Source organism: Aestuariimicrobium sp. p3-SID1156, from assembly GCF_025144225.1.
Taxonomy (GTDB): Bacteria; Actinomycetota; Actinomycetes; order Propionibacteriales; family Propionibacteriaceae; genus Aestuariimicrobium.
The window spans coordinates 177,810-203,012 of sequence record NZ_JALXXB010000002.1 but is presented as its reverse complement, the minus strand read 5'-3'; the positions used below and the strand labels follow the sequence as shown (position 1 = coordinate 203,012).

General features: G+C 68.2%; 27 protein-coding genes and 2 riboswitches. Of the genes, 19 read left to right on the top strand and 8 right to left on the bottom strand.

Annotated elements, in window-relative coordinates:
* Window positions 1-92 precede the first annotated feature (92 nt).
* Entirely contained in the window at window positions 93-1,061 is a 969-nt protein-coding gene (locus M3G03_RS03690) for a hypothetical protein (RefSeq protein WP_259808185.1), read from the bottom strand.
* Window positions 1,062-1,363: 302 nt separating this feature from the next.
* Between M3G03_RS03690 and M3G03_RS03685 the strand changes: the two genes are divergently transcribed.
* The 7 genes from M3G03_RS03685 (at window position 1,364) to M3G03_RS03655 (ending at window position 8,126) form a co-directional block, all read left to right on the top strand.
* Window positions 1,364-2,269 carry an A/G-specific adenine glycosylase gene (locus M3G03_RS03685; protein ID WP_259808183.1) on the top strand — a complete coding sequence of 302 codons (906 nt, stop codon included), beginning with the start codon at window positions 1,364-1,366 and terminating at the stop codon, window positions 2,267-2,269.
* Between the two features lie 3 nt (window positions 2,270-2,272).
* Window positions 2,273-2,380: riboswitch (TPP riboswitch) on the top strand.
* Window positions 2,381-2,424: 44 nt separating this feature from the next.
* Window positions 2,425-3,066 (top strand): ECF transporter S component, encoded by a 642-nt coding sequence (locus M3G03_RS03680; protein ID WP_259808182.1) that lies wholly within the window; start codon window positions 2,425-2,427, stop codon window positions 3,064-3,066.
* Window positions 3,020-4,543 carry an ABC transporter ATP-binding protein gene (locus M3G03_RS03675; protein ID WP_259808180.1) on the top strand — a complete coding sequence of 508 codons (1,524 nt, stop codon included), beginning with the start codon at window positions 3,020-3,022 and terminating at the stop codon, window positions 4,541-4,543. The genes M3G03_RS03680 and M3G03_RS03675 overlap by 47 nt, the downstream gene beginning before the upstream one ends.
* A gap of 3 nt (window positions 4,544-4,546) precedes the next feature.
* A complete protein-coding gene (locus tag M3G03_RS03670) occupies window positions 4,547-5,293 on the top strand; it encodes an energy-coupling factor transporter transmembrane protein EcfT (protein ID WP_259808179.1) in 747 nt (248 codons plus the stop codon).
* Entirely contained in the window at window positions 5,290-5,769 is a 480-nt protein-coding gene (locus M3G03_RS03665) for a cobalt ABC transporter (protein WP_259808177.1), read from the top strand. Before M3G03_RS03670 ends, M3G03_RS03665 begins: the two co-directional genes overlap by 4 nt.
* Before the next feature lie 150 nt (window positions 5,770-5,919).
* Window positions 5,920-7,338 (top strand): D-glucuronyl C5-epimerase family protein, encoded by a 1,419-nt coding sequence (locus M3G03_RS03660; RefSeq protein ID WP_259808175.1) that lies wholly within the window; start codon window positions 5,920-5,922, stop codon window positions 7,336-7,338.
* Between the two features lie 104 nt (window positions 7,339-7,442).
* A complete protein-coding gene (locus M3G03_RS03655; RefSeq protein ID WP_259808174.1) occupies window positions 7,443-8,126 on the top strand; it encodes a hypothetical protein in 684 nt (227 codons plus the stop codon).
* A 9-nt stretch (window positions 8,127-8,135) separates the two neighbouring features.
* Here M3G03_RS03655 and M3G03_RS03650 read toward each other — a convergent pair whose 3' ends face one another.
* Complete coding sequence (locus tag M3G03_RS03650) at window positions 8,136-9,023, bottom strand: TIGR01777 family oxidoreductase (RefSeq protein ID WP_259808172.1); 888 nt, start codon at window positions 9,021-9,023, stop codon at window positions 8,136-8,138.
* Between the two features lie 4 nt (window positions 9,024-9,027).
* Window positions 9,028-9,369, bottom strand: coding sequence for a DUF2218 domain-containing protein (locus M3G03_RS03645; RefSeq protein WP_259808171.1), 342 nt, complete (start codon window positions 9,367-9,369; stop codon window positions 9,028-9,030).
* A gap of 232 nt (window positions 9,370-9,601) precedes the next feature.
* Between M3G03_RS03645 and M3G03_RS03640 the strand changes: the two genes are divergently transcribed.
* The gene (locus tag M3G03_RS03640) at window positions 9,602-9,748 is read left to right on the top strand and encodes a hypothetical protein (RefSeq protein ID WP_259808170.1); all 147 of its coding nucleotides are present in this window, start codon (window positions 9,602-9,604) and stop codon (window positions 9,746-9,748) included.
* Here the strand turns inward: M3G03_RS03640 and M3G03_RS03635 are convergent.
* Window positions 9,735-10,391: an NAD(P)-binding oxidoreductase gene (locus M3G03_RS03635; RefSeq protein WP_259808168.1), complete on the bottom strand. Its 657-nt coding sequence runs from the start codon at window positions 10,389-10,391 to the stop codon at window positions 9,735-9,737. The two genes, M3G03_RS03640 and M3G03_RS03635, sit on opposite strands and share 14 nt — an antisense overlap.
* A gap of 134 nt (window positions 10,392-10,525) precedes the next feature.
* Here M3G03_RS03635 and M3G03_RS03630 point away from each other — a divergent pair, with 134 nt between their 5' ends.
* Window positions 10,526-11,749 (top strand): multidrug effflux MFS transporter, encoded by a 1,224-nt coding sequence (locus M3G03_RS03630; RefSeq protein ID WP_259808166.1) that lies wholly within the window; start codon window positions 10,526-10,528, stop codon window positions 11,747-11,749.
* Window positions 11,750-11,807: 58 nt separating this feature from the next.
* Window positions 11,808-12,149 carry a hypothetical protein gene (locus tag M3G03_RS03625; RefSeq protein WP_259808164.1) on the top strand — a complete coding sequence of 114 codons (342 nt, stop codon included), beginning with the start codon at window positions 11,808-11,810 and terminating at the stop codon, window positions 12,147-12,149.
* Window positions 12,150-12,186: 37 nt separating this feature from the next.
* On the opposite strand, the gene M3G03_RS03620 is transcribed toward M3G03_RS03625, so the two are convergent.
* Together M3G03_RS03620 and M3G03_RS03615 are read right to left on the bottom strand one after the other, a co-directional pair.
* Window positions 12,187-13,005, bottom strand: a complete 819-nt coding sequence (locus M3G03_RS03620) for an NgoMIV family type II restriction endonuclease (RefSeq protein ID WP_259808590.1) — start codon at window positions 13,003-13,005, stop codon at window positions 12,187-12,189.
* 53 nt (window positions 13,006-13,058) lie between these two features.
* Window positions 13,059-14,057, bottom strand: coding sequence for a DNA cytosine methyltransferase (locus tag M3G03_RS03615; protein WP_259808163.1), 999 nt, complete (start codon window positions 14,055-14,057; stop codon window positions 13,059-13,061).
* A 106-nt stretch (window positions 14,058-14,163) separates the two neighbouring features.
* Here M3G03_RS03615 and M3G03_RS03610 point away from each other — a divergent pair, with 106 nt between their 5' ends.
* Window positions 14,164-14,622, top strand: a complete 459-nt coding sequence (locus tag M3G03_RS03610) for a hypothetical protein (protein ID WP_259808161.1) — start codon at window positions 14,164-14,166, stop codon at window positions 14,620-14,622.
* Between the two features lie 429 nt (window positions 14,623-15,051).
* Here the strand turns inward: M3G03_RS03610 and M3G03_RS03605 are convergent, their stop codons facing one another.
* Entirely contained in the window at window positions 15,052-15,711 is a 660-nt protein-coding gene (locus M3G03_RS03605; protein ID WP_259808159.1) for a GAP family protein, read from the bottom strand.
* A gap of 64 nt (window positions 15,712-15,775) precedes the next feature.
* Between M3G03_RS03605 and M3G03_RS03600 the strand changes: the two genes are divergently transcribed.
* Window positions 15,776-16,375 (top strand): TetR/AcrR family transcriptional regulator, encoded by a 600-nt coding sequence (locus M3G03_RS03600; RefSeq protein WP_259808158.1) that lies wholly within the window; start codon window positions 15,776-15,778, stop codon window positions 16,373-16,375.
* A 42-nt stretch (window positions 16,376-16,417) separates the two neighbouring features.
* Here M3G03_RS03600 and M3G03_RS03595 read toward each other — a convergent pair whose 3' ends face one another.
* Window positions 16,418-16,612: a DUF6767 domain-containing protein gene (locus tag M3G03_RS03595; protein ID WP_259808157.1), complete on the bottom strand. Its 195-nt coding sequence runs from the start codon at window positions 16,610-16,612 to the stop codon at window positions 16,418-16,420.
* 44 nt (window positions 16,613-16,656) lie between these two features.
* Between M3G03_RS03595 and M3G03_RS03590 the strand changes: the two genes are divergently transcribed.
* The 7 genes from M3G03_RS03590 to M3G03_RS03560 all read left to right on the top strand — a co-directional run bounded on the left by M3G03_RS03590 (window position 16,657) and on the right by M3G03_RS03560 (window position 25,190).
* Window positions 16,657-17,229, top strand: a complete 573-nt coding sequence (locus M3G03_RS03590; RefSeq protein ID WP_259808156.1) for a histidine phosphatase family protein — start codon at window positions 16,657-16,659, stop codon at window positions 17,227-17,229.
* Between the two features lie 10 nt (window positions 17,230-17,239).
* The gene (locus tag M3G03_RS03585; protein WP_259808155.1) at window positions 17,240-18,202 is read left to right on the top strand and encodes a cobalamin biosynthesis protein; all 963 of its coding nucleotides are present in this window, start codon (window positions 17,240-17,242) and stop codon (window positions 18,200-18,202) included.
* The gene (locus M3G03_RS03580) at window positions 18,199-19,668 is read left to right on the top strand and encodes a cobyric acid synthase (protein WP_259808154.1); all 1,470 of its coding nucleotides are present in this window, start codon (window positions 18,199-18,201) and stop codon (window positions 19,666-19,668) included. The genes M3G03_RS03585 and M3G03_RS03580 overlap by 4 nt, the downstream gene beginning before the upstream one ends.
* Window positions 19,669-19,708: 40 nt before the next feature.
* Window positions 19,709-19,847: riboswitch (cobalamin riboswitch) on the top strand.
* A gap of 30 nt (window positions 19,848-19,877) precedes the next feature.
* Window positions 19,878-20,639: a precorrin-2 C(20)-methyltransferase gene (gene cobI / locus M3G03_RS03575; RefSeq protein WP_259808153.1), complete on the top strand. Its 762-nt coding sequence runs from the start codon at window positions 19,878-19,880 to the stop codon at window positions 20,637-20,639.
* Window positions 20,636-21,484, top strand: coding sequence for a precorrin-4 C(11)-methyltransferase (gene cobM / locus M3G03_RS03570; RefSeq protein WP_259808152.1), 849 nt, complete (start codon window positions 20,636-20,638; stop codon window positions 21,482-21,484). The genes cobI and cobM overlap by 4 nt, the downstream gene beginning before the upstream one ends.
* Window positions 21,481-23,913: a precorrin-3B C(17)-methyltransferase gene (cobJ, locus tag M3G03_RS03565; RefSeq protein ID WP_259808151.1), complete on the top strand. Its 2,433-nt coding sequence runs from the start codon at window positions 21,481-21,483 to the stop codon at window positions 23,911-23,913. The genes cobM and cobJ overlap by 4 nt, the downstream gene beginning before the upstream one ends.
* Window positions 23,913-25,190 carry a CbiX/SirB N-terminal domain-containing protein gene (locus tag M3G03_RS03560; RefSeq protein WP_259808148.1) on the top strand — a complete coding sequence of 426 codons (1,278 nt, stop codon included), beginning with the start codon at window positions 23,913-23,915 and terminating at the stop codon, window positions 25,188-25,190. The genes cobJ and M3G03_RS03560 overlap by 1 nt, the downstream gene beginning before the upstream one ends.
* Window positions 25,191-25,203 lie beyond the last annotated feature (13 nt).

The window sequence follows — 25,203 nt, the reverse complement described above, 5'->3', positions numbered from 1 at the left end:
CCAACCCATCTTTGTCAGCCCTACCTGTCATTGCGGGTAGGGCTGACAAAGATGGTTTGGTGTGCGACGGGTGCCAACCAAGGGAGTGATCCTCACCAGGGTTCGGGCCCGCTCAGTGCCCATTCCGGCGGCCTACGGTTCTTGGGGGCGGGGTGAATGACAGGTAGGGGACGCTTGGACGCCAGCGCGAACATCCTCTCGAGCACCACCTTCAGCTTGGGTGTCCTGAAGACCTCGACCTTGCCCCAGCGACCGCATGTCCACCCTGCGATCTCCAAGTCCTGCTGCCGGTACTTCTCCCGAAACAGTACCGACGTGCCATCCTCACCCTCAGGGGCCAGGTGCGTGTACTTGCCCGTTCCGTCGTACTCCCCCACCACGCCCCGATCCGGCCATGCGAAATCCGTGCGACCCAAGAGTTTCCCTTCAGACGACCACACCTCGTATTGCTGGACCGGCGCAGGGAATCCCAGTTCCCTGATCAGGAGTCGGGAGCGGGTTTCCATCGGGCTCTCCGAGAGGTGCGATGCGTCCGACAACACGAAACGCAGCCGCTCCACCGCGCGATGCCTGGCCAGCCCCGCAGTGATCTCCTCCAGGTCCGCGCGCAGTTGGTCGAGCGAACCCTCCCGGTAGGCGGTGTTGAATGCGGCTTCCCAAGGGATCATCGCGGACGCGACAGGACGGTGCCGCGCGAGTTCCACGAGCGTCCAGACGAGGCTGGTGCAGCGAACGTCCTGCAGGCTGACGACGGCGTCCTCACCGATCGGTGAACCCGTGAGGAGTTTCGCCCGGCGCTGCCGCGTCCCATATCTGCCGGGCTCGATGACCTGAATCAAGTCCGGCACCGTGTCGACGGGAAGCCCGTGAAGCAGCGCCGCGGATTCCAACCCGAGGATTCCCCGTTCGCATCGAGCTTGAGCGAGGTGATGTTCGGTCCTGTCCGGAACGACCTCGCGGGCGTAGACCCCGGGCGACAGCCTGGTCAACCTGCCGGCGTTCACATCGCCACGGATCTCACCGTGGGTCAACCCCTCAGCCAGGAGATTGGATCGAGTCATGTAGCGCATACGGCCAACCGTCCCTCGCGACGGGGGCGATCACCAGACCCGCCGCCAAATCTGTGGACAACGGCGGGGAGGGTGCCGTTTGGCGTCCACGCGTAGCAATGCAGGCGGTCTGGCCGGGGGCGACGGAGCGGCGGCGACACAAACCAACCCATCTTTGTCAGCCCTACCCGCAATGACAGGTAGGGCTGACAAAGATGGGTTGGTTTGCGACGGGCAGCGAGTTGCTGGCCGCGCGGATGCCCCTTTGCCCGCGCAAGTAGGGCCCCCGCGGGCGGACGCGGCACAATCGACCCATGCCCGCCCGCAGCACCGCCCCGCAGCCGGGACGCCCACGCACCGAGATCGTCGCCACGATCCTCGACTGGTACGACCAGAACGCGCGTGACCTCCCGTGGCGTCGGGCCGACGCCTCCCCGTGGGGTGTGATGGTGAGTGAGTTCATGCTCCAGCAGACCCCGGTCAACCGTGTCCTGGGGCCGTGGCATGAGTGGCTCACCCGCTGGCCCACACCCGCCGACCTTGCCGCCGAGCCCGCCTCCGAAGCGGTCCGGGCCTGGGGACGCCTGGGCTACCCGCGGCGTGCGCTTCGCCTCCACGCGGCAGCCACGACCATCGCCACCGAGCTCCACAACCAGGTTCCCACCACCGCCGAAGCCCTCAGGCGGCTGCCCGGGGTCGGGGAGTACACCGCCGCCGCTATCGCCAGCTTCGCCCATGGACGCCGCGAGCCGGTCATGGACACCAATGTTCGCCGCGTCCTCGCCCGGATCGACACCCCGGACGACGCCTCCCCCACACCCACCACGGCCGACAGGCGGCGCGCCCTCCAGTGGCTCGACGCCACGGACGACACCACGGCCCCCCACTGGGCCGCGGCGTCGATGGAACTCGGCGCGCTCCTCTGCACCGCCCGCAACCCCGACTGCGCCCACTGCCCCGTCGCCACCGACTGCCAGTGGCTCGCCGCAGGGAAGCCGACCTCCACCGAGCCGCGCCGCGTCCAGCAATGGCAGGGCACCGACCGCCAGTGCCGGGGCCGGCTCATGGCCGAGCTCCGCCACGCCAGCAGCCCCCTTGCGCGGGCAACGCTGCTCAGGGCGGTTGAGGCACACCACGATCCCGAGCAAACGGCCAGAGCCCTCGACTCCCTCCTCACCGACGGCCTCGCCAAAGAGACAGATCACGGCATCACTCTCTAGACTGGCCAGCACCACGGGAGTCCGGGAACGGGCTGAGAGGGGGCTGCATCGCCCCGACCGTCGAACCTGATCCGGCTCATACCGGCGCAGGGAGAGCGTCTCTTCATGCCGAAGGTCGGCATGCACCCGTGCCCCCCAACCACAGGGAGCACACCATGGCAAGCACCGCGCACAACTCCACGCACAATGCAGCAGTCGACGAAACCTCCGCCGCCCCCACCCGCGGCTGGCGCGTGGTCGACATCGTGGTCACCGCCGTCCTCGGCGTGGCCGTCGGCCTCATCTTCTGGGTCTGGAACTTCATCGGGGGTGCCGGCGTCCCCTGGTTCGACGCCATCACCCCCGGCCTGGGTGGCCTCGCCTCAGGCGTCTGGGTGCTCGGCGGCGTCGTCGGCGGCCTGGCCATCCGCAAGCCGGGAGCCGCGATCCTGGTCGAGATGATCGCCGCCAGCGTCTCCTTCGCGATCGGCAACCAGTGGGGCATCGAGACCCTGTATTCCGGCTTTGCACAGGGTCTGGGCGCCGAGATCATCTTCGCCCTCTTCCTCTACCGTCGCTTCAGTCTCTCCGTCGCCATGCTCGCCGGCGCCGGCGCGGGCATCGGCGCGGTCATCCTGGAGTACTTCCTCTACCGCAACATCGAGAAGTCGCTGGCCTTCAACCTCATCTACGGCATCACCTGGGTGATCTCCGGCATCGTGCTCGCGGGCATCCTGGGCTGGCTACTGGTCCGTGCGCTGGCCTCCACCGGTGCGCTTGACCGTTTCGCCTCGGGACGCGACCGCCGCATCGCCTGAGGTGGCGATCTCTGCTGAAGGGTGGGGTTGGCGCCACGCCAGCCGCACCCGCTGGGCCGTCCGCGACCTCACCTTCGAGATCGCGGACGGCGAGCGCGTCCTGCTGTTGGGCGCCTCCGGGAGCGGCAAGTCCACCCTGCTCCACGCGATGGCCGGAGTTATCGCCGGTGACGAGGGCGAACAGGCCGGACGCCTGCTGGTCGACGGCAAGCACCCCACCCGCTGCATCGGCCGGATGGGACTGGTCCAGCAGGACCCTGAGTCCTCCGTCGTGCTCGAACGCGTCGGTGATGACGTGGCCTTCGGTTGCGAGAACCTGCGCGTGCCCCGCGAGGAGATCTGGCCCCGAGTCCGCCATGCCCTGGCCGAGGTCGGCCTGGGCGTCGAATTGAACCGTCCGACCTCAGCACTGTCCGGCGGCCAGAAGCAGCGGCTCGCCCTGGCCGGCGCGATCGCGATGCGCGCCGACATCCTGCTGCTGGACGAGCCGACCGCCAACCTCGACCCCGTCGGCATCGCCGAGGTCACCGGCGCTGTCGAACGCCTGGTGGCCGACCGCAGCCGTACCCTGGTCGTGGTCGAGCACCGCGTCGACACCTGGATTGACCTGGTCGACCGGGTCATCGTCCTGGGCTCCGACGGCGGCCTGCTCGCCGACGGCCCTGCCCGCGAGACCATCGAACGCCACCGCCACACCCTCGTGGACGCCGGGATCTGGGTGCCCGGAGAGCCCCTCCCCGACCTCCAGCTCCCTGCCACGGAGGCAACACCAGCGATCCTCACCGGCGAGAACCTCACCATCGGACGCACCCGCGAGCACATCGTCCAGCACGACCTGAACCCCCAGCTCCGCGAAGGCGGCTCGACGGTCCTGACCGGCCCGAACGGCGCCGGCAAGTCGACCCTGGCCCTCACCCTCGCCGGACTCCTCGCACCCCTCGACGGGACCATCAGCGCCGCCGAACACCTGCGTCCCCCCGCCCGCCAGGGCTGGCGCTGGCGTCACGTGCGCGCGGAGGACCCATCCACCTGGCCAGGCCGCGACCTGACCACCCGCATCGGCACCGTCTTCCAGGAACCCGAGCACCAGTTCGTCGCCACCACCGTGCGGGAGGAACTGGAAGCCGGCCCCCGCGCCCTGGGCTGGGACGCCGCCCGTACCGCGTCCCGCATCGAACCGCTGATGGAAACCCTGCGCCTCACCGGACTCGCCCGGGCAAACCCGTTCACCCTCTCAGGGGGCGAGAAGCGCCGGCTCTCGGTCGCCACCGTCCTCGCGACCGGTCCGCAGGTGATCTTCCTCGACGAACCCACCTTCGGGCAGGACCGCTCCACCTGGATCGAGCTTGTCCAGCTCATCGCCACGCTGGTCACCCAAGGTGCCACGGTGCTGTCGGTCACCCACGACCAGGCCTACCAACGCGCCCTGGGCCAGCACCACTGGCACCTCACTCCGAGCGGGTTGGAGGTGGGCTGAACCATGATCAACCGCATCAACCCGGTGACACGGCTTCTGCTCGCGATCCTGCTCAGCATCCCGGTGATCATCACGCTGGACTGGGTCTCCGCGACCGTCGTCTTCCTGTCATGCCTGGCCCTGGCGCCGGTCGTCGGCTTCCCGCTGCGCACCATCGGCACGAGGCTGATCCCCCTGCTGCTGGTCGCCCCCCTCGGCGCGATCTCGATGGCGCTCTACGGCAAACCCGGTGGTGAGGTGCACTTCCACTGGTTCCTGATCACGATCAGCGACCAGTCCGTGCGCATGGCACTGGCCGCCTTCCTCCGTGTCTTCGCCCTCGGTCTGCCCACGATCCTGCTCTTCACCACCGTCGACCCCACCGACATGGCCGACGGCCTGGCCCAGGTCGCGAAGCTCCCCGCCCGCTTCGTGTTGGGGACGCTGGCCGGCGTGCGCATGGTCGGGCTCTTCCTGGACGACTGGCGCTCGCTCGAACACGCCCGCCGCGCCCGCGGCCTGGGCGACACCGGACGCCTGAGGCGCTGGTTCACCATGGCCTTTGCGCTGATGGTCTTCGCCGTCCGGCGTGGGTCGCGGCTGGCGACCGCGATGGAGGCCCGAGGATTCGGTGGGAACGAGCGGACCTGGGCGCGGCCCTCCACGGTCGGCTGGCCGGACGCCATCGCGGTCGGTGTGAGCATCGCCATCGGTGCGGCCGCCCTGATCGCCGCTTGGCAAGCGGGGACGCTGTGGGTGATCGGCTCATGAGCCGCCGCCTGGTGGTGCTCGTCGACGGGGGCTCGGGCTCGGGCAAGACCACCTTCGCCACGAATCTGCGCGCCCTGCTCGGCGTCCACCTCGTCAGCCTGGAGGACTGCTACCCCGGCTGGGACGGCCTCGCGGCCGCCTCCTCGATGGTCCCGGCGATGCTCCGCCCAGAAAACCCCGGCTACCGCAGCTGGAACTGGGACACCAACGAGCCCGCCGAGTGGTACCCGATCAACCCCGACGAGGGCATCATCATCGAGGGCTGCGGAGCCCTCACTCCCGAGAACCGCGAGCTGGCGACCCTCGGCATCTGGCTGGAGCTGGACGCCGCCACCCGCAAGCACCGGGCCCTGGCGCGAGATGGCGACCTGTACGCCCCGCACTGGGATCGCTGGGCCGCCCAGGAGGCCGAACACTGGCGACTCCACCGGCCGTGGGAGCTCGCCGACCTGGTCATCGATCCGACGCGGCGGTGACGTTCTCCAGCGTCTTCGCCGTGACGACCCTGTCGGGAATTCGGGCGTCCCAGTTTCTCGTCAGGACGAGGGGTGTTGTCTAATGTCCGAGGCGATGGACGCCAGGGTCGCGCGAGGTGGCACGGCCGAGCATCTGAATCGAGACACACCATGACCGTGCTCACACGACGCACAGCCCTCACTCGTCGTTCAGCGCTGGGAGCCGGTCTGGCCTCCCTTGCCCTGACCGGCACTGAGCTTTTCGGAACCGGGAGCGCCCCGCTGGACCTCCTGGTGACCTCCTCGGCCCACGGGGCCCAACCCACCTTCAAGCAGCTGTCCACCCCGGCCCTGGCCTGGATCCCCAACGGATGGCCCAACCACGGCCCGAAGAAGACCATCGACCCGGATTATTCGGCCGGCTTCAGAATGGCCCCTGACGGCGTGCCCCTGTCCTACATCAAGGACGTCTGGGGAGCACACCCCTCGCGCGTGGGCTGGTTCATCAACTACCAGATCAACAACTTAGAGCTGAATCAGGTGCAGGCAAGCCTGGACAAGGCCGTCCAGGTCATGCACGGCATGATGAAACGGGCTGCCTACCGCGATGGCGGCGCCTTCGTCCGTTACGAGTTCCCCTGGAGCGTCGCCCACGGCACCTTGGCGGCTGGCTGGCACAGCGCCTTCGCCCAGGGCGAGTTCGTCACCGCCGCCTGGCGCCTGCACAAGTTCACCGGTGACCCGATCTTCCTGAAGTACCGCGACCAGCTGCTGCAGGCCTTCTTCGTGCCGCGAGCCGTCGGCAAGCCCTGGATCGCGAGCGTGGACGCCAACCAGTGCCTGTGGCTGGAGGAGTACCCCTTCCCCGACGGCCACTCCTCCCAGGTTTTCAACGGCCAGGCCTACGCCATCATCGACCTGCTGGAGTACTACTACCTCTCCAAGGACACGCGTGTCCTCCCGCTGATCAAGGGCGGGCTCTACACGATGTGGCGCTACCGCGGGAACTGCCGTAACCCCGGCTACGTGAGCCGCTACTACAACACCAACAACAACCTGCACACCAGCTACCACTCCGTGCATGCCGACTGCTTCCACCAGCTGTACAACATGACCCGCCTGGCCCCGTTCGGCGTCGTGCTCGACCAGCTGATACGCGACTTCTGCACGTGGAGCAAGCCTGGCAAGGTGCGCGTCCAGGCCGGCGTGAAGGTGCTGTTGCGGCAGGGCAGTGTCGAGAAGTACTGGACGCCCAGTGCCACCACTGTGTACGAGTCCTCTGCTCGGACCTCGTTCAAGGGACGCGTCGGCTGCTGGTCCCTGCTGAGTTCTGGCCCGATGGCCGGCTGGTACGCCCAGGAGTCGGTCGCCACCTACCGCACCGGCTACGAGACCGACCGCTGGGACTTCCGTTTTGCCCGCACCGTGCGTTTCAACCCGGGCAAGGTCACCTGTTTCGAGGTGCTGGCCGATGGACGCCGCTACACCCGCGGCACCAGAACCTTCACGGTCACCACGACTGCGCGCAGCATCCAGCGCGCCTGTCTGGGTGGCCGCCAGTACATCAAGATGTACGACGGCCCCTTCTAGGGGTATTGGGTCGAAGAGGTGCCGGGCAAGGTCTACTACATCTGAGTCAGGCCCAAGCGGCTGGTCCGCAGGGCCGGCAGTGGCGCGCTGGTAGCCTCGAACGCATGGCGCAGAACCCATGGCCACCGCCCCAGCAGCCCCGCCCGCCGGGCGCCCCGTGGGGTGCGCAGCCACCGTTCCGCCCGGCCGCGCCGCCCGGGGCCCCGAGCCCGTACGGCTTCCCGCCGCCCGCGCCCTACTACCCCGCCGGACCGTGGCAGCCGGGTCGTCCCGGCCCCTACCCGATCCTGCAGGGGCCGGTGGAGCCCCCCGGTTTCCAGCGCCGCGCTCCGCTGAGGACGCGGCTGATGACACAGATCCTGATGGCGACCTCGGCGCTGGCGCTGGTCTACGGCCTGTTCACGCCGATGTACTACCCCACCGGCCACCCGTGGAGTAGCGGTGTGCTGTTGTCCCAGTGGACCCCACACTTGCTGGTCGGCAATTCCGGGGTCTTCGAGAGTTTCTGGGTCTACTACTTCCTGGCGACACTGGCGTCTGCGGTGACGGCTCTCCTCGCCGCCGGCGGTCTGCTCGGGCGCCGATGGTCCTGGCTGGTGGCGACCTTCACCGCCACCCAGTTGCTGCTCGGGCTGCTCATGCTTCTCATGCTGATCGCGGTCGCCACCGATGACCGGGTGTCGGCCGGACCGGCCTGGTTCATGACCACCGCCGGGGCGCTGTGTGCGTTCCTGCTGGCGGTGGTCCCGACGTGGCGCCGCGGCTGGCTGCGTCGCACCGAGACCTGACCCCAGCGCCTACGTGGCGGCGTCCATCGCCTCGTCGACGGTGCGGTGGCGGAACTGGAAGCCGTGCTCGAGCAGCTTCGCGGGGACCGCGTTCTGGCTGGCCAACAGGGCGTCCTGCACCATTTCCTTGGTGAACACCAGGCTGGCGAGGGGCAGCGGCATCGGCATTTTCGCGGGCCGCCCCAGGGCATGCGCGAAGGCTCGACTGAACTCCGCCTGCGGCACCGGCGCGGGCCCGGTCATGTTCACCGGCCCGGACACCTCGGGGTGGGTGAGCAGGAACTCGACCGCGCGGCAGTAGTCCTCGATGGAGATCCAGCTGACGTACTGTTCGCCAGAGCCGATCGGACCGCCGAACCCGAGCTGGTAGATCAGGCGCTGCTTGCCCAGGATGCCGCCCTCGCGTGACAGGACATGCCCGGTGCGCAGCGTGACGACCCGGACGCCCTCAGGAGCCAGACCGGCGGCCTTCTCCCAGGCCACGCAGAGGTTGGCCAGGTAGTCGCGACCGTAGACGTCGTCCTCGCGGAGTTCGCGGGAACCCTGGTCGCCGTAGTAACCGACAGCCGAGCCGTTGAGCAGGGTCTTGCAGCGGGGTGCGTCGGCCAGGGCCTCCACGATCGTCTCGGTGGTGACAACGCGCGACGCACGCATGGCGCGCTTGCGCTCCCCGGTCCAGCGGCCATCGGCGATGCCGACGCCGGCCAGGTTGACGACCGCGTCCACGTCGCTGAGCCCCGGGGACTCAATGGTGCGCGCAGAGCTGTCGATGCGCCGCTCGTCGGCGTCCCTGGGCGCATGCCGGACCAGGCGCACGACCTCATGGCCGTGGTCCCGGAGATGCTGGGTGAGGGTGGAGCCGATCAGACCGGAGGCTCCTGCGATGGCGATGCGCATCGGGTCACTCCCCGTCGTAGTGCTGGTGGGTGCCCTGGGAACCGTCGCTGCGCCTCCACTGGCAGACCAGCTCGTCCTTGGCGCCGAAGCGGACCAAGTGGCGTCCCACCACGCCTTCGAAACGGTCGATCTCGTCGGCGGGGGCTTCGAGAACCAGCTCCAGGGAGTCCTGGCGGGCGGTGATGGTGGCCTGCGCACGACCGTCGGCGAAGGATCCGTTGCCGGTCTTCTCGTCCTCGTCCCAGGTGAAGGGGACCTTGTGGCTGAAGTGCGAGGCCAATTGCTTGCCGTACCGGGCGGGGCGGTCGGTGACCACACACGCCACAGAGGTCAGGGATGAGTTCATGCGCGTCACTCTAGCCGCGAGCGGGGCGTCGAGTAGAAAGAGCGGTCCGCGTTCGGGATGTCGACGATGCCGCCGATGTGCATCTCGCAGGGGGCCACACTGATGATCGTGTACGCCTATTCCTGGGTGTAGCCGAACTTCCCGAGATATTCGATCGCCTGCTCCACGGCCTGCACGGCCGCCATGGTGGCATCCACGTACTTCTGTTCGGTGCCGGACTTCCATGACAGCGGTGAACTCCGCCGTCGAGGACGGCATCGTGCTGGCCGGCCCCCGAGGGGCGGTCCACCTGAATCTCGAGTCAGCCCAGCAAGACATCTACCTCGCGAGGGCCGATGGCTACACGTTCGACATCGTCGGCCACCTCAGCTCTTCGTAACCGCTCCGTCCACAGCCTGGGCGATCTCGACCTCACCGTCGTTGAAAGCCAGCTCCACGCCGTTGAGATCATCCCGCCCCACCACAGCGGCGATCACCTGGGCCACGTTCCCGCGGCTGACCTCGCCGGATTCGGTGGCCGTCGTATCGATCCGCCCACTCGGCGCCGCGAGCGTCAGTCGGCTGGGCTTGAGGATCGTCCAGTCGAGATCGGTGGACTTCAGGTGCTGATCGGCTGCGGCCTTCGCTTCCGCGTAGGCGAAAAAGCTGTTGTCCTGCGGGACGCCGTGGTCCGGCCGGGCGCCGAAGTAGCTCACCATCACGTAGCGCCGGACGCCCACGCGCTCGGCCGACTCCATGGACGCGATCGCGGCGTCCCGGTCGACTCGGCCCGTGCGCTCAGGATTGCCCCCGCCCGCTCCTGCCGACCAGATGATCGCGTCCCTGCCGCGCAGCAGGTCGTCCCAGCCCTGGGGATCGAGGGCCTCAATGTCGACGACGACCGGGGTCGCGCCGGTCGCCTCCACGTTAGCGGCCTGCTCAGAGTTACGGATCACCGCCCCAACCCGGTGTCCGGCCTGGACCAGCAGCGGCTCCGCAAGAAGCGCGATCTTCCCGTGTCCCCCAATGAGTGCAATGTCCATGTATCCAGCCAAGCAGGAGTCTTGGTCGCACGGGCACAGGAACGTAAACTGAACCTCGCGCATAGTTGCCCGCCGCACCACCGGGGTCGGCGGGTTTTCTGATGCCCGGAACAGGAACATCGTTGGACACGTACGTGGAGCGCCACCTGGGAGACACCTACTCCCGCCGTCGCAAGATCGCCATCATTGCCACCCTCGGGCTGCTGACCGGGTTGGGCCCATTCACCATCGACATGTACCTGCCCGCCTTCCCCTCGCTCAAGGGAGATCTGGGCATCACCGATCAGCAGGTGCAGGTGACGCTCTCGGCAACGGTGATCGGCTTCGCGCTGGGCCAGCTCGTGATCGGCCCGCTCAGCGACCGAGTGGGACGCCGACTGCCCCTGGTCATGATGAGTGCCCTGCACGTGCTCGCCTCGGTGGCGGTGGCGATGTCGGTGAACGTGGAGATGCTGACGGCGATGCGTGCGCTGCAGGGGGTGGGTGCGGCCGGCGGCGCGGTGGTCGCGATGGCGATGGCCCGCGACCTGTTCGGTGGACGCCGACTGATCACGATGATGTCGCGTCTTGCGCTGATCAATGGTTTGGCGCCGATCCTGGCGCCGCTGGTCGGGTCGTGGCTGGTCACGATCACGAACTGGCGTGGCGTGTTCTGGGTACTGGCGGCCTACGGCGCGGCGGTCGTCGCGCTGATCTCGCTGTTCATCGTGGAGACGAGACAGCCACATGAACGTACCGCCGGTGGGCTCGCTCCCCTGTTTGCGGCCTACCGGAGGGTGCTGGGAGACCGGCTCTTCGTCGGCGTGTGGCTGGTGTCGGCGCTCGCCTTCGGTGGCCTGTTCAGCTATGTCTCCAGCTCCTCGGTGCTGCTGCAGGAGGTCTACCAGCTTTCTCCGCGCGGCTTCGGCACGGTCTTCGCGATCTGTTCGGTGGGCGTGTTCCTGGGCGTCCAGTTCGGCAGCCGGATGAGCCCGCGCATCGGGGCGCTACGGATCCTGGTGCTGGGGACGTCGCTGATGCTGATCGGCGGACTGGCGCTGCTCGCAGTGGACCGCGTGAGCGATGGCTACGTCGCGCTGGTGCCGTTCATCTTCACCTACACCTTCGGTTTCGGCCAGTGCATGCCCAACGCCCAGGTGCTGGCCATGCAGAACCACCGGGCGGATTCGGGTGTGGCAGCGAGCCTGATGGGTGCCCTGAACATGGGCGTGGCGGCCTGCATGGGGCCGGTGATCAACCACGTGCAGATGACCTCTGTGGTGCCCATGGCCACGGCGATGCTGGCCTGTGCGGCCGCGAGCGCGCTGGCGTTGTGGGCGGTTGTGATGCCAGCACGCGGGCGTGTTGTGCTGGTGTAAGACCGCTCGTGTCCTGCCTCAGCTATTGACGCGAGGTTGATGCGTTAACCTGTCACGTATGGCCGCGGCGTGGAACCAGAATGAAATTGAAACTCTTCTGAGGGAGTACTTGGGGATGCTGAGCGCCCAGAAGAGAGGCGACGCACTGGTCAAGAGCGAATTCAACTTGCGTGTCCAACAACTCACCGGACGTTCAAAGAAGAGCGTCGACTTCAAGTTCTGCAACCTCAGCGCCGTACTGGCCGAACTCGGATACGAGACGGTCGCGGGGTTTGCTCCTCTTCGGAACTATCAACGCGCGCTCGCCCAGGCAGCGGAGGACTTCATGTCTGAGCGCGGCGTGCGCCGTGTCACCGAGCCCACCGGCAAGGCAACGAGTCTAGTCTCACTCAGGCAGTGAGGCATCACAGCGCAGCGTGACCAGAGCCTGCACGCCGTTAGATCGTGAGGTCCAGCGGCAGATCTGAGATGTCCTTCAAACGCTGACCCTCTATCATGATCTGCAGCAACTCACGAGAATCGTCACTGCCCAGGTCCGAGACTGCCGCAACGAGTTCGTTTAGAGCGAAGTGATACACGCAGTCGATGTCTCCCGTCCCCAGCGCCAGGCTCGAAATCCTGCTGGGAAGGGGTTCCGCTGTCACGACCGCAATGTGCGGCGCCCGACCCTTGCGATTCCGAATCAGGTTGAGGGCCTCGCTGCGCGCATTCTGCGCCCTGTCCGATCGCATCGTCCATTTGCATGAAATTACGGCGTGCAGCATGGCACTCCCAGACGGAGAGTCCATCCTGATCGGAGAGTGTTGAGCGAAACTATGATCCACGAGCCAATCAAGGCAATTGATAGATTGATCTGACTCAGGTTGTCGGACCACCAGAATGTCGGGCGAGATCATGTACGCATTTCCAATGACTGTACGGATCGATGGGTCCCGACTCAACGCTTCGTCCAGCTCAGCCAGATGCCGATAGGGCTCATATGCCGACAGCCTGTTGCTCGCCCTCGACGACCCGATGTTCAAGACGGACCAGGCACCAGGCCGCAACATGTCAAGCCTCAAGAAGGTCTGCTCAACGAAACCGGCCACAGCTTGCTCGAAGCGCCCACCAAGCGTCTGCCCCGCGCGACGTTCATCGATCGTCTCCAGATGCAGAGCCTCCACAACGTGGGCAGCGATAGCCACGGAGAGCTGGTTCCCCCTGTCTGCGTTGGAGGGGACCCCATCCGCACCTACGGTGAGGACTCTCCCGAGCAATCCCGCGTGAAACTCGCCCCGCCTCTGGGAAATCAGCGATTCCTGGGGTTCATTCAAAGCCCTGGCAACCTTTCACTGTGCGAGCACCCGAACGCGGCCCGTTCAGGAGAGGATCCGAGCAGCGCGTCGCGAATGGCAGCGCCAACCGCACGCGCCACGGGAGGCGGAAACGCGTTACCGACTTGACGGTAAGCGTTCGTCTTGCGCCCCACGATTTCCCAATCATCTGGAAATCCTTGGATTCGGGCCGCCATGCGCACCGTGAGGCGCGGCGCCCCCTCGTGATCCACCCCAGGCGGGGAATCCGCGATAGTCCGTCCTTCTACCCCCAATTCAGCCCACGCCTGCCGCGCCCTGGTCGGCCCCAGGTCCGGCCCCCCGTGCTTCTTCGACCCACCAACGAGGGTCGGCGCGACAGTGGAGGCCTTCGCCGCCCACTCTTGAGCACCTTGCCACCCTTCAGCCTGCATCAAGTCGAGCAAAGCTGTTCCGACGGAGGGGGCAGCGATAGCCCCCGGGGCAGGCCATGCGAAGCGACTCGCGCTCTCGGCCTGCATAGCCACAAGGATGGCACGAGGGCGGAGTTGCGGGACGCCAAAGTCAGAGGCATTCAGAAGGCGCCACTCGCCCCTGTACCCGAGGGCCTCCAGCTCTGAGAGGATCTCCGCGCGATAGTCCGAGAAGACGGGATCCATCAGCCCACGGACGTTCTCGAGCATAACCGCCCTGGGTCGCAGCTTCCTGACGAGCGCCAACGCCGTAGGAAACAGATCCCTTTCATCCACATGCCCCAGCTGCTTGCCTGCTTTGGAAAAAGGGGGACAGGGAACTCCCCCCGCGAGGAGATCCAATCCCAGTCGCTCTAGCTCTGGACCGGGCACCCATTCGCGGAGATCGGCCTCTATCACGTTCCACATCGGCCGATTCGCCCGTAGGGTTGCGCAGGCATGCGCGTCCACCTCGACGAGCGCAGCATGGCTGAAGCCTGCTTGCTCGAGACCCAGCGCCTGGCCACCAGCCCCAGCGCAGACCTCGACAGAGGTTAGCTCCACCCCAGTGCCCCCTTGAAGATCGGAGAGTGCCGCCAAAGCCTACCAGCCACAAGGAGACTCCCCTTACGCCGTACCTCCCGCCAGCTCGGGCCCCTTGACTACCCTGGTGCAAAGTTCCCAGCTGCTCTACCGCACCCGCGTGGACGCAGCCCACATCGCCTACGAGGACGGTGGCCTGAAGGTCAAGGTCATCGATGGCCAGAGCGCTGTCCCCGCCGACTCGGTCTACGTCCGCCTCGGCCCCGACGCCAACCGTGAGAGCGTCGAGACCTCCCGCATTCAGCTGCCCCAGCGCCACGAGCTGTCCTTCCTCGGACGCCCCGGACGCATCCTATGGGCCCCGGTGTGGCCGGGCCATGGTTCCGGCGCCTTCCCGAATGACGTGGTCGACTCGACCTACCCCGAGAAAGTGGAGATCACCCTCCAGAAGCTCGAGGGCCCCGGAGACGTGGAGGTGTTCACCTGGAACGCGTCCACCGGTGATGTGGAGCGACTGTTCTCCAGCACCGATGAGCGGTATAAGGCGTGCTGGTCCAAGCCGGGCAACCACGGTGACATGAACTAGACCTTCACCGAGGCCGGCGTTACCACTTCACTTGGCAGACCCAGGCGACCAAGCGCGTCGGCACCATGGTCAAGTCCGAGCCGAAGGTCGTGACCTGGCTGGTCGGCACCGACGCCGATGTGAACCTGCCCGAAGGCACCACCAAGCGCAACCCGATCACCAGCTTCACCGGCAACTTCACCCCCAAGGGCTTCATCACGTTCGAGGGTGACAAGGTTCCGACCAACACCACTCCCCCGGCGCCGGGCAACCCCGTCCTGGTCCCGGCCACAACACGGTCGCCGTGTGATCCCTTCCCGCTCGACAAGCCGTGCATCCACGCCGCCGCCGACAAGCACACCCTCACCGGCAGCAAGTGGGCCAGTCCTTCACCCAGCATCCCTCCGAGGCCCCCTGAGCAAATCGCTGTCGCACCGCGACATGCGATATTCAGCCGCGCAGTACGCCCCAACTGCTCCCCACCATCCAGAGCCCGACAATCGCCGCGATCCACAGCAGGGTCACCTTCGCCTCGCGCTCCAGCCTGGGCACCAGCTTCTCCAGCTTCGGCCAGACCCGATTTCCCCAGATCGCCGCCACCCCGATCAGCACGCCGGCCGGCAGGATCATCACCAGGCAGTAGCCGGCGAGCACGATCAGCCGCAGCGGCCAGCCCGCGTCCATGCCGGAAATGATCCCATTCGCAGCCAGGTATGGAACCATGGTCGCCACCTCGGTTAGCACGGCTCCCAGCCCGAGAGCCACCATCGCCGCAGGCGCCAGGGAGCGCACCTTGAGCTGAGCCTCATCGCGTACCTCGGGAGTCGGGGCGAGCACACCGTAGGCCAGCAGGGCGGCTCCGGCCACCAGCTTGATCCACTGCGCCGGCTCACTCGAGAGCGCACGCGTTAACGGCCCGGTCAGCAGGTCGAAGCCGGCGAGCAGAGCCACCCCGATCCCGAAGTAGACCAGCACGATGGTTGCGAAGTAGATCATCAGCGGACCCACATCGACCCGTCGCCGGGTGACCACGAGCACCAGCGGGATCACCAGCGTCCCCAGGCTCAGGCTGTCCATCAGCGCGAGACCCACAAGCGCGGCCAGTTCCATGTCAACCCCCATACGTTCGTACGACCGGGTAGACCATACACTTGTATGAGGAAAGGAAGCAAGCATGGACCCCAACGTCTTTGAGACCCCGATGACACCGGCCCAGACCCGGATCGCCGACGCCGCAATCCGCGTCATCGCCAACCAGGGCTTCGACGTGGTCAGCGTCCGCACGGTTGCGCAGGAATCAGACCTCTCGGCGGGCACCATCCAGTACCACTACAAGACCCGCCAGGACCTCCTCATTGCCGCACTGGTCCGCTCCTCGCAACGCCAGGCCGAGCGCTCAGCCCCCACCGGGGAGCACACGACCTATCGCGCCGGGCTCCGGGCGTCCCTGCGGCAACTGCTGCCCATCGACGCGACCTGCCGGGAGGATGTGGCGGTCTGGGTGAGCTACGGCGCCGCCGCCTCCACGCGTGACTGGCTGGCCGAGCTCTACGTCATGACCCTGGGCGAGTTCCACCGCACCCTCGAGCAGGTCCTGACCCAGGCACAGGAACAGGGCCGGCTCCGCGAAGGACTCACACCCACGATGGCCGCATCACTGGTGACAGCCCTGGTCAACGGCCTGGCCCTCGACCACCTCAATGCCCCCCGCCCGGACCCGCCCGCCATGGAAGAAGCCCTGGATCGCGGCCTGGCTCTCATCGTCACCGACTGACCACCGGGCCGCGCACCCGTGGGCCAACTCGGTTCGGAATACTCAGGCTGACGGCCTGATCCGGCGCAGACGCTCGGCATACTCCCGACGCTTCTCCGCGAGGATCTCCTGCAGGTCGGGATCCTGCATCACCTGCCAGACCAGGCCACAGTTCTGCGGCCCATCGGCGCCCGGGTAGCACAAGCTGCACGGATCCCCTGGGCGGACGGGACACTGGGGGTCGGGGCGGCGGGCCATGCTTCGAGAGTACGCCTGGCGCCAACCCACCTAGACTCTGGCCCATGCTGTTGCACCTCCTGCGCCATGGTCAGAGCACCTGGAATGTGGAGGGTAGGCTCCAGGGCCAGACTCTCCACGTTCCACTCACCGACCTGGGACGCGAGCAGGCCGCTGCGGCCGCAGACCTGCTCGCGTCCCGAGCTATTGCGGGGGTCTGGTGCAGCGACCAGCTGCGTGCGATCGAGACCGCCCGGGTGGTCGCCGGACGCCATCGGCTGACGCCCCACCAGACTCCGCTGCTGCGCGAACAGTCCCTGGGGAACCTGGAGGGCCGGTTGACCAGCGAACTGGCCCCCGAACAGGTGCCCGAGGGAGTCGACATCAGCGAGGTCGCCTGGGGCGGCGGGGAATCACTCCAGCAGGTCCACGCCCGGATGCGGGTCCTCGTCGAAGAGTTGTCGGTCGCCTTCGACCCCGGCGCCGAGGTCGTGCTGGTCAGCCACGGCGACACCCTCCGCGTCCTCCTGGCGCTGCTTGACGGGCGTGGTCACCGCGAGGTGACCTGGGAGCCACTGGCCAACTGCGAGATCATCACCCGAACCCTGCCCGGCGGACCCGTCGGAGGCCGCTGCTAACCTGCCGAGCATGCGACTGCTGACCCGTGCCGTCGGGCTTGCCCTCGGCGTGGTTGCCGATGCCGCCCTCGGCGACCCCTCCCGGCACCATCCGGTGGCCTGGTTCGGCCGGTTCGCCCAGCAGGTGGAAAGCCTCACCTGGGCTGACCGGCGCGATGCTGGCACCCTGCACCTTGGACTCTGTCTTGCCCCGGTGGTCGCCCTGGGCGTCGCCGGAGAGACCATCAGCCGTCGCCACCCCCTCACCCACATCGCCACGACCGCCCTCGCCACCTGGGCGGTGGTCGGGGCCCGCAGCCTCTGCCGCGAGGGCATCACCCTGGCTGACCGACTCGACGCGGGTGACCTGGCCGGGGCCCGCGAGCAACTCCCCCACCTGTGTGGGCGCGACCCGTCGGCGCTCCCGGAGGAGGAACTGGCCCGCGCAGCCGTGGAATCCATGGCCGAGAACACCGCCGACGCCGCCGTCGCCTCCCTGTTCTGGGGCGCTGCGCTCGGCATCCCCGGGCTGCTCACCCACCGTGCCTCCAACACCCTGGACGCCATGGTGGGCCACCGCAACACCCGTTACGCCCGCTTCGGCACCCCTGCGGCCCGCCTCGACGACCTCGCCGACCTGCTTCCTGCCCGCATCACCGGCGCCCTGGCCTGTCTCCTCGCCCCGGTGGTCGGGGGCAACCGCGCCCACGCCTGGGGCACCATGCGCCGGGATGCCCATCGCCACCCCTCGCCAAACGGGGGCTGGTGCGAATCGGCCTGGGCGGGAGCTCTGGGCGTCCAGCTGGGTGGACGGAACGTCTACTTCTCCCGCGTGGAGGAGCGCCCCCTGCTCGGAGAGGGGCCACGACCGCGCAGCGCGGAATTGCGCCGCGCAGCCGTGCTGGTGGGTGCTGTCACTGCCGCCGCCACCGCCACGAGCTGCGCCGCGCTCGCCGGAATCGCCCTGATGACTCGCGCCAGGAGCAACCCATGACCGGAATCCTCATCGCAGGCACCAGTTCGGACGCCGGCAAGTCGCTGTTCGTGACGGGCCTGTGCCGCGTGGCGCGACGTCGCGGCATCAACGTGGCCCCCTTCAAGGCGCAGAACATGAGCAACAACTCCATGGTCTGCCCCGATGGGGCCGAGATCGGACGCGCCCAGTACCTGCAGGCCCTCGCCGCCGGCCTCGAGCCCCAATCGGCGATGAACCCCGTGCTGCTCAAGCCCGGGACCGACCGGCGCTCCTTCATCGTGCTGCGCGGCGAACCCGGGGGCACCCTCGAATCGGGCCAGTACGCCACCGAACGCCGCCACTTGGCGGCGGCAGCCTGGGCCGCCTACGAGGAGTTGGCCGAGGCCCACGAGTTGGTCATCTGCGAAGGGGCCGGCTCCCCGGCCGAAATCAATCTGCGCTCCGGCGACTACACCAATATGGGCCTGGCCAGGCGGTTCAACCTCCCGGTGGTACTGGTCGGGGACATCGACCGCGGGGGAATCCTGGCGTCCATCTTCGGCACCTGGGGGCTGCTGGACCCCGAGGACCGCGCCCTGCTCGCCGGCTACGTCATCAACAAGTTCCGTGGCGACCAGGCGATCCTGGACCCCGGTCTGGCCGAACTCACGCGGCGCACCGGCCTGGCCAACCTGGGCGTCCTGCCGTGGCTGGATGGGGTCCGCATCGACGGTGAGGACTCCCTGTCGCTGGGGTCCCGCGGCACCATCGGGTCCACGGGGGAGGTGCTGACAGTCGCTGCCATCAGACTGCCCCGCATCTCAAATGCCACCGACATCGACGCCCTCGGCGAGGAACCGGGGGTCCAGGTGGTGGTGACCGCCTCCCCCGCCCACGTGGCCGCTGCCGACCTGGTGGTGGTGCCCGGTTCACGGGCCACCCTGGCCGACCTGGCCTGGCTGCACGACAACGGCCTGGCCACCGCCCTGCAGGAACGAGCCCGCCGCCACCGCCCGATCCTCGGCATCTGCGGCGGGTACCAGATGCTCAGCCAGACCATCGATGACGAGGTGGAGGCCGGTCGGGACGGAACCCCCGGAAGCTCCAGGCCAGGTCTGGGCCTCCTGCCCGCCACCGTCCATTTCCAGACCGACAAGGTGCTGCGCCGACCCACAGGACTCTGGGAGGGACACGAGGTCGGCGGGTATGAGATCCACCACGGTCGTACCACGCCCACCGAGGACGCCTTCGACCGCGGTGCCGAACCCTTCCTGGGCGGTCTCCATCACGGTGCCACTTGGGGAACCATGTGGCATGGGGCGTTGGAACATGACGACTTCCGCCGGGCGTGGCTCACCCACATCGCCGAACAGTCCGGCAGCAGCTGGCGCCCCCAGCCGGGGGCCATGGGCTTTTCGGCTCGCCGCGAGCACATGATCGACCTCACCGCCGACGCCATCGAGACCCACATCGACGTCGACACCCTGCTGACCATGGGGCGCTGACCCCATCTGGCGCCCAGCTCCGGGCGTCCATTTCGCCGACCCGGCGGACACCGTGCGAGACGGCTCTGCGACGATGAGCACTGCACGAGCCCGAGGAAGCCGGTGACATTCCGGCACGGTCCCGCCACTGTGACTGCATCCGCAGGAGTCAGATACTCGCCTCGTGTCAGCCGAGAACCGATGGGCGAGAGACCCGGGAAGGCGCCACCATGGCCCTCATTGATGCGTCCCCACGACTGGTGGGCCTGGGCGTTGGCCCCGGTGACCCTGAGCTGGTCACACTCAAAGCACTGCGCACACTGGAACAGGCCGACGTGGTGCTGGTGCCCGCCACCGAGGCCTCCACGAGGGCAGGCATGGGGCGCGCGGAGATCATCGTGCGAACCGTTTGCCCCGCCGCCGGCGACGCGATCCGCCCGATCCCCTTCTCGATGGCCGACCGCTCCGGGGTGAGCACCCGCCGCAAGGAGTCCTGGCTTGCCTCCGCCGAGGCCGCCGTGGAGGCGTTCGGCGGCGGCGCCCGCCTGGTCGCTTTCGCCACGGTCGGCGACCCCAATGTCTACTCAACCTTCAGCTACCTGGCCGCGCACGTCCTGGAGCAGCTGCCGGACGTGAAGGTCGAGACCGTTCCCGGTATCACCGCCATGCAGGCCCTGGCGTCGGCCAGCGGCACCCCGCTGGTGGAGGGTACCGAGACCCTGGCCCTGGTTCCGGTGACAGCCGGTCTGGAGACCCTCGGGCGCATCCTCGACACGGTCGACACCGTGGTCGCCTACAAGGGTGGACGCCGCATCGGTGACGTCGTGGAGGTGTTGCACGAGCACCAGCGCGAGGGCGTCCTCGGGATTCAGCTGGGCATGGAGGACGAGCAACTCCTCCGCACCGAAGAGCTGGCGCAGGGGCAGCAGGCGCCCTACTTCAGCACCGTTCTCGCGCCCGCACGACGTGAGGGAACAGGAGGTCGACTGTGAGCGGCAAGGTGGTTTTCGTGGGGGCCGGGCCCGGTGCTGCGGACCTGATCACGGTGCGCGGGGCACAGGTGATCGCCCAGGCCGACATCATCATCTGGGCCTCCAGCCTCGTCCACCCCGGCATCGTCGCGAACCACAAGCCCGGCGCGGTCCTGGTCGACTCCGCCGGTGAGGCACTGGAGGAGACCGAGGCGCACTACCGTCGGGCCGCCGAGGAAGGCCTGCTGGTCGCCAGAGTGCACACCGGGGACCCCTCCATCTATGGCGCCACCGCCGAACAGGTGCGGATCTGCCGGCCCCTGGGACTGGAGATCGAGACGGTGCCCGGCGTGTCGGCCTTCTCCGCAGCGGCGGCGGCGATGAACGCCGAGATCACCCTGCCCGAGGTCTCCCAGTCACTGATCCTCACCCGCCTCGAGGGCGGACGCACCCCCATGCCGCCTCGAGAGACAGTGCGCTCCTTCGCCGCCCATGGCGCCACGATGGCGCTGTACCTGTCGGCGGCCCGCAACAAGCAACTGCAGGAAGAGCTGCTGGCCGGCGGCTATCCGCCCGAGACCCCGTGCATCGTCGGCTACCGCGTCTCCTGGCCTGAGCAGATGATGATGCGCTGCCCGCTGTCCGAACTGTCCGCCACGATGCGGGAGCACAAGCTCTGGAAGCACACCGTGGTTCTGGTCGGGCCGGCCCTGGCCGCCGACCCCCAGGGCAGCCGCAGCCACCTCTACCACCCCGGATTCCGCCACGAGTACCGCAAAGCAGACCCCGATGCCCAGCAGGAACTGCGCAGCCACGGCGCAGGCCCCGTCACCGGCCACCCCAACCACCTGGAGGAGCGAGCATGATCCACATCCACGGCTACCTGGGCGAGATCCAGCCTGCCTCCCGTGACCTGGCCGAACGCTGCGCCCTGGTCCTGGGGGGACGCCGCCACCTGGACGCCCTCGGCGTCCCCGAGGAACGGCGGGTCGTGCTCGGCCCCCTGGGCCCGGCCCTGGAACGCCTGCACCAACTGCCCGAGGGCGAGGACGCGCTGGTGCTGGCCAGCGGGGACCCCGGCTTCCACGGCGTGCTGCGTCGGCTGCGACTGGAGGGCTTCGAGGTGAAGGTGCTGCCTGCGGTGAGCTCGGTGGCAGCCGCCTTCGCCCGGGTGGCCCTGCCCTGGGATGACGCGGTGATGGCCTCCGCACATGGCCAGCCATTGGAAACCGCCCTGCAGGCCTGCCGCGAGAACCGGAAGGTCGCGGTGTTGACCGGCAGAGGAGAGGGCATCGCCGAGATTGCCACCGCGCTGGCCGACATCGAGCGCACCTATGTGCTGGCCGAACGCCTCGGGGAGGACGATGAGCGCCTCCGCATCCTCACCGGCGAACAGGCCCGCGCACTGACCGATGTGCTCGATCCGCATGTGGTGCTGGTGCTCGACGGTTCTCCCGATGATCCGAGTCTGATCGCGCGACCAGCGCCAGAGCCCGAAACCGCCAACGAGCACGCCGGCCTGCCCGACCAGGCCGAGGATCGGTTCGAAACCGATGACCAGGCCCCGATCATCGGCCAGCTGGTGAACTCCGCGGCGGCCCGCCGCCATGCCGACCAGATCGACCATGCCCTGGGCATCGTCTCGCGCCGCTACGACGGGATGGTGGGAGAGAACCTTCCCACCGCCTGGCAGGAATGCGACCTGCTGGTCAGCCATCTGGCCCTTGGAGCCACCACGCGGCTGCTCGCTCCCCTCCTCGCCGACAAGAAGGCCGACCCCGGCGTGGTGGTCGTCGACGAGGCTGGACGCTTCGCCGTCCCGCTGGTCGGTGGTCATGCCGGTGGCGCCAACGACCTGGCCCGCCGCATCGCCGAAGGCATCGGTGCCACCGCGGTGCTGACCACCGCTACCGACGCCCTGAACCTGCCCGCTCTGGACACCCTGGGCTGGCCCTATTCCGGCGATGTGGCCGGCGTGACCCGCGCCATCATCGACGAACGTCCGGTACTGGTGGAGAAGGCGCAGCCCTGGCCGATGCCACCGCTGCCGGCCACCGTCTCCACCGCGGCCGCCGACCCGGTCGCCCGGATCGTGGTCACCGACCAGACCGTGGTTCCTCCCAGCGACCTGCCCACCGTGGTGCTGCACCCGAAGAGCCTGGTCGTCGGCATGGGCTGCAACCGGGGCACCCCGGTGGAGACCCTGCGCGAGCTGCTGGAACAGACGCTGGCCGAGAACCACCTGGCCCTCGAGTCGGTGGCCGCCATCACCACCGTCGACCTCAAGGCCGGCGAGATCGGACTACTGCAGCTGGTCCACCAGCTGGGGGTCCCGCTGGTCGACTTCACGCCCGAGGAGCTGGCCGCGCAGGAAGTCCCCACGCCCAGTGACCTGGTCCGGGACCATGTCGGAACGCCGTCGGTTGCGGAGGCCTCCGTGCTCGCCCGGGGTGCGAGGCTGCTGGTGCCCAAGCAGCACAACAGTGATGCCACCTGCGCCATCGGACGCCTGCCGGCCCGCGGCCGCCTCAGCGTCGTCGGCCTGGGCCCCGGCTCACGAGACCTGCTCACCCCCCGCGCCATCGAACACCTGCGCCAGGCCACGTTCATCGTCGGCTATGGCCCCTATGTGAAGCAGATTCGCGACCTGGCCCGGCCCGGCACCCGGATCATGGCGTCCAAGATGGGCACCGAGGAGGCTCGCACCGCCGCCGCCATCGAGGCGGCGCGCCAGGGGGAGAACGTGGCCCTGGTCTGCGGTGGTGACCCGGCGATCTATGCGATGGCCTCCCCGGTGCTGGAGCAGGGCACCGACGGCATCGAGGTGCAGATCGTGCCGGGGGTGACCGCCGAACTGGCCGTCTCCGCCATCCTGGGCGCACCGCTGGGGCACGACCACGCCACCATCTCGCTGTCGGACCTGCACACCGACTGGAATGACATCGAACGCCGCCTGCAGGCTGCCGCCGAGGGCGACCTGGTCACCGCGCTGTACAACCCACGCAGCCGCAGTCGCACCCGGCACCTGCCCCGCGCCCTGGAGATCATGGCCGGCCACCGGCCGCCAACCACGCCCGTGGCCGTGGTCCAACAGGCCTGCCGTCCTCGACAGAAGGTGGTGATGAGCACCCTGGCCGAGTTCCAACCCGAATGGGTCGACATGAACTCGCTGGTGGTGATCGGCTCCTCCACCACCCGCTTCGTCACCACCGGGGACGGTGAGCGTCGCATCGTCACCCCGCGCGACTACCACTGGATGCCCGCGACCGATACCGAGACCCAGGAGGTCCACTAATGTCTGCACCCCTCGTCATCGCCGCCCACGGCACCCGCGATGCCGCCGGAGAGCAGGTGGCCCGAGACCTGACCGCACGGGTCGCCGCCCTGCTGCCGGACATCGACGTGAGTGTCGGTTTCGTCGAGCTCTGCGAGCCCTCGGTCACCGAGGCGCTCATTGCTGCCGCCGCACGCCTGCCCGAGCCCGCCCCCGATGCCGTGCCGGGCGGGGCCGGTCGGCGGGTGGTGGTGGTCCCGCTGATGCTGGGGACCGGCAATCACGTTCGAGCCGACATCCCCGGGTTCATCGATGAGGCCCTGGAGCGCTTCCCCGGGGTCTCCTTCGACTACGCCCGCCACCTGGGGCCGGCCCCGGCGCTGATGGCTGCGGTGGACCGGCGGCTGGAGGAAGCCCGCGGCGAGTGGTCCCGTGCCGAGACGACGGTGGTCATGGTCGGGCGCGGGGCCGTGGTGCCCGAGGCCAATGCCGACCACGTCCGGCTGTCCCGCATGCACCAGGAGGTCGGCGGCTGGAAGGTGGTCGAGCCCTGCTTCATCCAGGTCACCACCCCCCGCCTGCCCGAAACCCTGGAACGGGTGGCCCGCGACGGTGCGGACAAGGTGGTGGTGATGGGCCACTGGATGTTCCCCGGCCGCCTGCGTACCTGGACCCGGGAACAGTCCCAGGCCTTCGCCGAGCAGCATCCCGAGGTCGAAGTGCGGTTGGCCGAGGTGATCGGAGATTGTGAAGAACTCGCCTCGGTCGTGATCGAGCGATACCGCGAGATGCGTCCCGACCGACGGCTGGAGGGCTCCCCCACCTATCCGGCGGGCCTGCTGTTGGAGGGTCGACTGACGGTCGTGGTGGGTGGCGGAACCGTCAGCTCACGCCGCGTCCCGAAGCTGCTGGAGGCCGGCGCCCGCGTCCGGCTGGTCTCGCCGAAGGCCTCCACTTCCCTGACGCACCTGGCAGAGACCGGGGCGATCGAGTGGGTGCGCCGCAGCTACGAGGAGGGCGACCTTGAGGGTGCCTGGTACGTGATGGCTTCCACTGACGACCCGCACACCAACGAGAGGGTCGCGCGAGAGGCCGAGCAGCGGCACACCTTCTGCGTCCGGGTCGATGATGCCTGGGGAGGTTCGGCGTGGACCGCAGCCACCTGCCGGGTCAAGGGCGCGACCGTGGCGGTGCTCAGCAACCGGGAACCGAAGCGCTCCCGGGCGATTCGTGACGAGATCAACGCGCTGCTCCAACCCCATGACGAGACCGAGGTGCCGACTCAGACGCAGGCCTGAGCAACCACCGAGG

Bases quoted from the DNA above. Each gene is read 5' to 3' on its own strand.
- M3G03_RS03600 (WP_259808158.1), top strand. From the start codon at position 15,776: ATGGACCCCAACGTCTTTGAGACCCCGATGACACCGGCCCAGACCCGG.
- M3G03_RS03590 (WP_259808156.1), top strand. From the start codon at position 16,657: ATGCTGTTGCACCTCCTGCGCCATGGTCAGAGCACCTGGAATGTGGAG.
- M3G03_RS03605 (WP_259808159.1), bottom strand. From the start codon at position 15,711: ATGGAACTGGCCGCGCTTGTGGGTCTCGCGCTGATGGACAGCCTGAGC.
- M3G03_RS03645 (WP_259808171.1), bottom strand. From the start codon at position 9,369: ATGAACTCATCCCTGACCTCTGTGGCGTGTGTGGTCACCGACCGCCCC.
- cobI (WP_259808153.1), top strand. From the start codon at position 19,878: ATGGCCCTCATTGATGCGTCCCCACGACTGGTGGGCCTGGGCGTTGGC.
- M3G03_RS03685 (WP_259808183.1), top strand. From the start codon at position 1,364: ATGCCCGCCCGCAGCACCGCCCCGCAGCCGGGACGCCCACGCACCGAG.
- M3G03_RS03660 (WP_259808175.1), top strand. From the start codon at position 5,920: ATGACCGTGCTCACACGACGCACAGCCCTCACTCGTCGTTCAGCGCTG.
- M3G03_RS03580 (WP_259808154.1), top strand. From the start codon at position 18,199: ATGACCGGAATCCTCATCGCAGGCACCAGTTCGGACGCCGGCAAGTCG.
- cobJ (WP_259808151.1), top strand. From the start codon at position 21,481: ATGATCCACATCCACGGCTACCTGGGCGAGATCCAGCCTGCCTCCCGT.
- M3G03_RS03670 (WP_259808179.1), top strand. From the start codon at position 4,547: ATGATCAACCGCATCAACCCGGTGACACGGCTTCTGCTCGCGATCCTG.
- M3G03_RS03635 (WP_259808168.1), bottom strand. From the start codon at position 10,391: ATGGACATTGCACTCATTGGGGGACACGGGAAGATCGCGCTTCTTGCG.
- M3G03_RS03665 (WP_259808177.1), top strand. From the start codon at position 5,290: ATGAGCCGCCGCCTGGTGGTGCTCGTCGACGGGGGCTCGGGCTCGGGC.
- M3G03_RS03560 (WP_259808148.1), top strand. From the start codon at position 23,913: ATGTCTGCACCCCTCGTCATCGCCGCCCACGGCACCCGCGATGCCGCC.
- M3G03_RS03680 (WP_259808182.1), top strand. From the start codon at position 2,425: ATGGCAAGCACCGCGCACAACTCCACGCACAATGCAGCAGTCGACGAA.
- M3G03_RS03650 (WP_259808172.1), bottom strand. From the start codon at position 9,023: ATGCGCATCGCCATCGCAGGAGCCTCCGGTCTGATCGGCTCCACCCTC.
- M3G03_RS03625 (WP_259808164.1), top strand. From the start codon at position 11,808: ATGGCCGCGGCGTGGAACCAGAATGAAATTGAAACTCTTCTGAGGGAG.
- M3G03_RS03690 (WP_259808185.1), bottom strand. From the start codon at position 1,061: ATGACTCGATCCAATCTCCTGGCTGAGGGGTTGACCCACGGTGAGATC.
- M3G03_RS03595 (WP_259808157.1), bottom strand. From the start codon at position 16,612: ATGGCCCGCCGCCCCGACCCCCAGTGTCCCGTCCGCCCAGGGGATCCG.
- M3G03_RS03655 (WP_259808174.1), top strand. From the start codon at position 7,443: ATGGCGCAGAACCCATGGCCACCGCCCCAGCAGCCCCGCCCGCCGGGC.
- M3G03_RS03585 (WP_259808155.1), top strand. From the start codon at position 17,240: ATGCGACTGCTGACCCGTGCCGTCGGGCTTGCCCTCGGCGTGGTTGCC.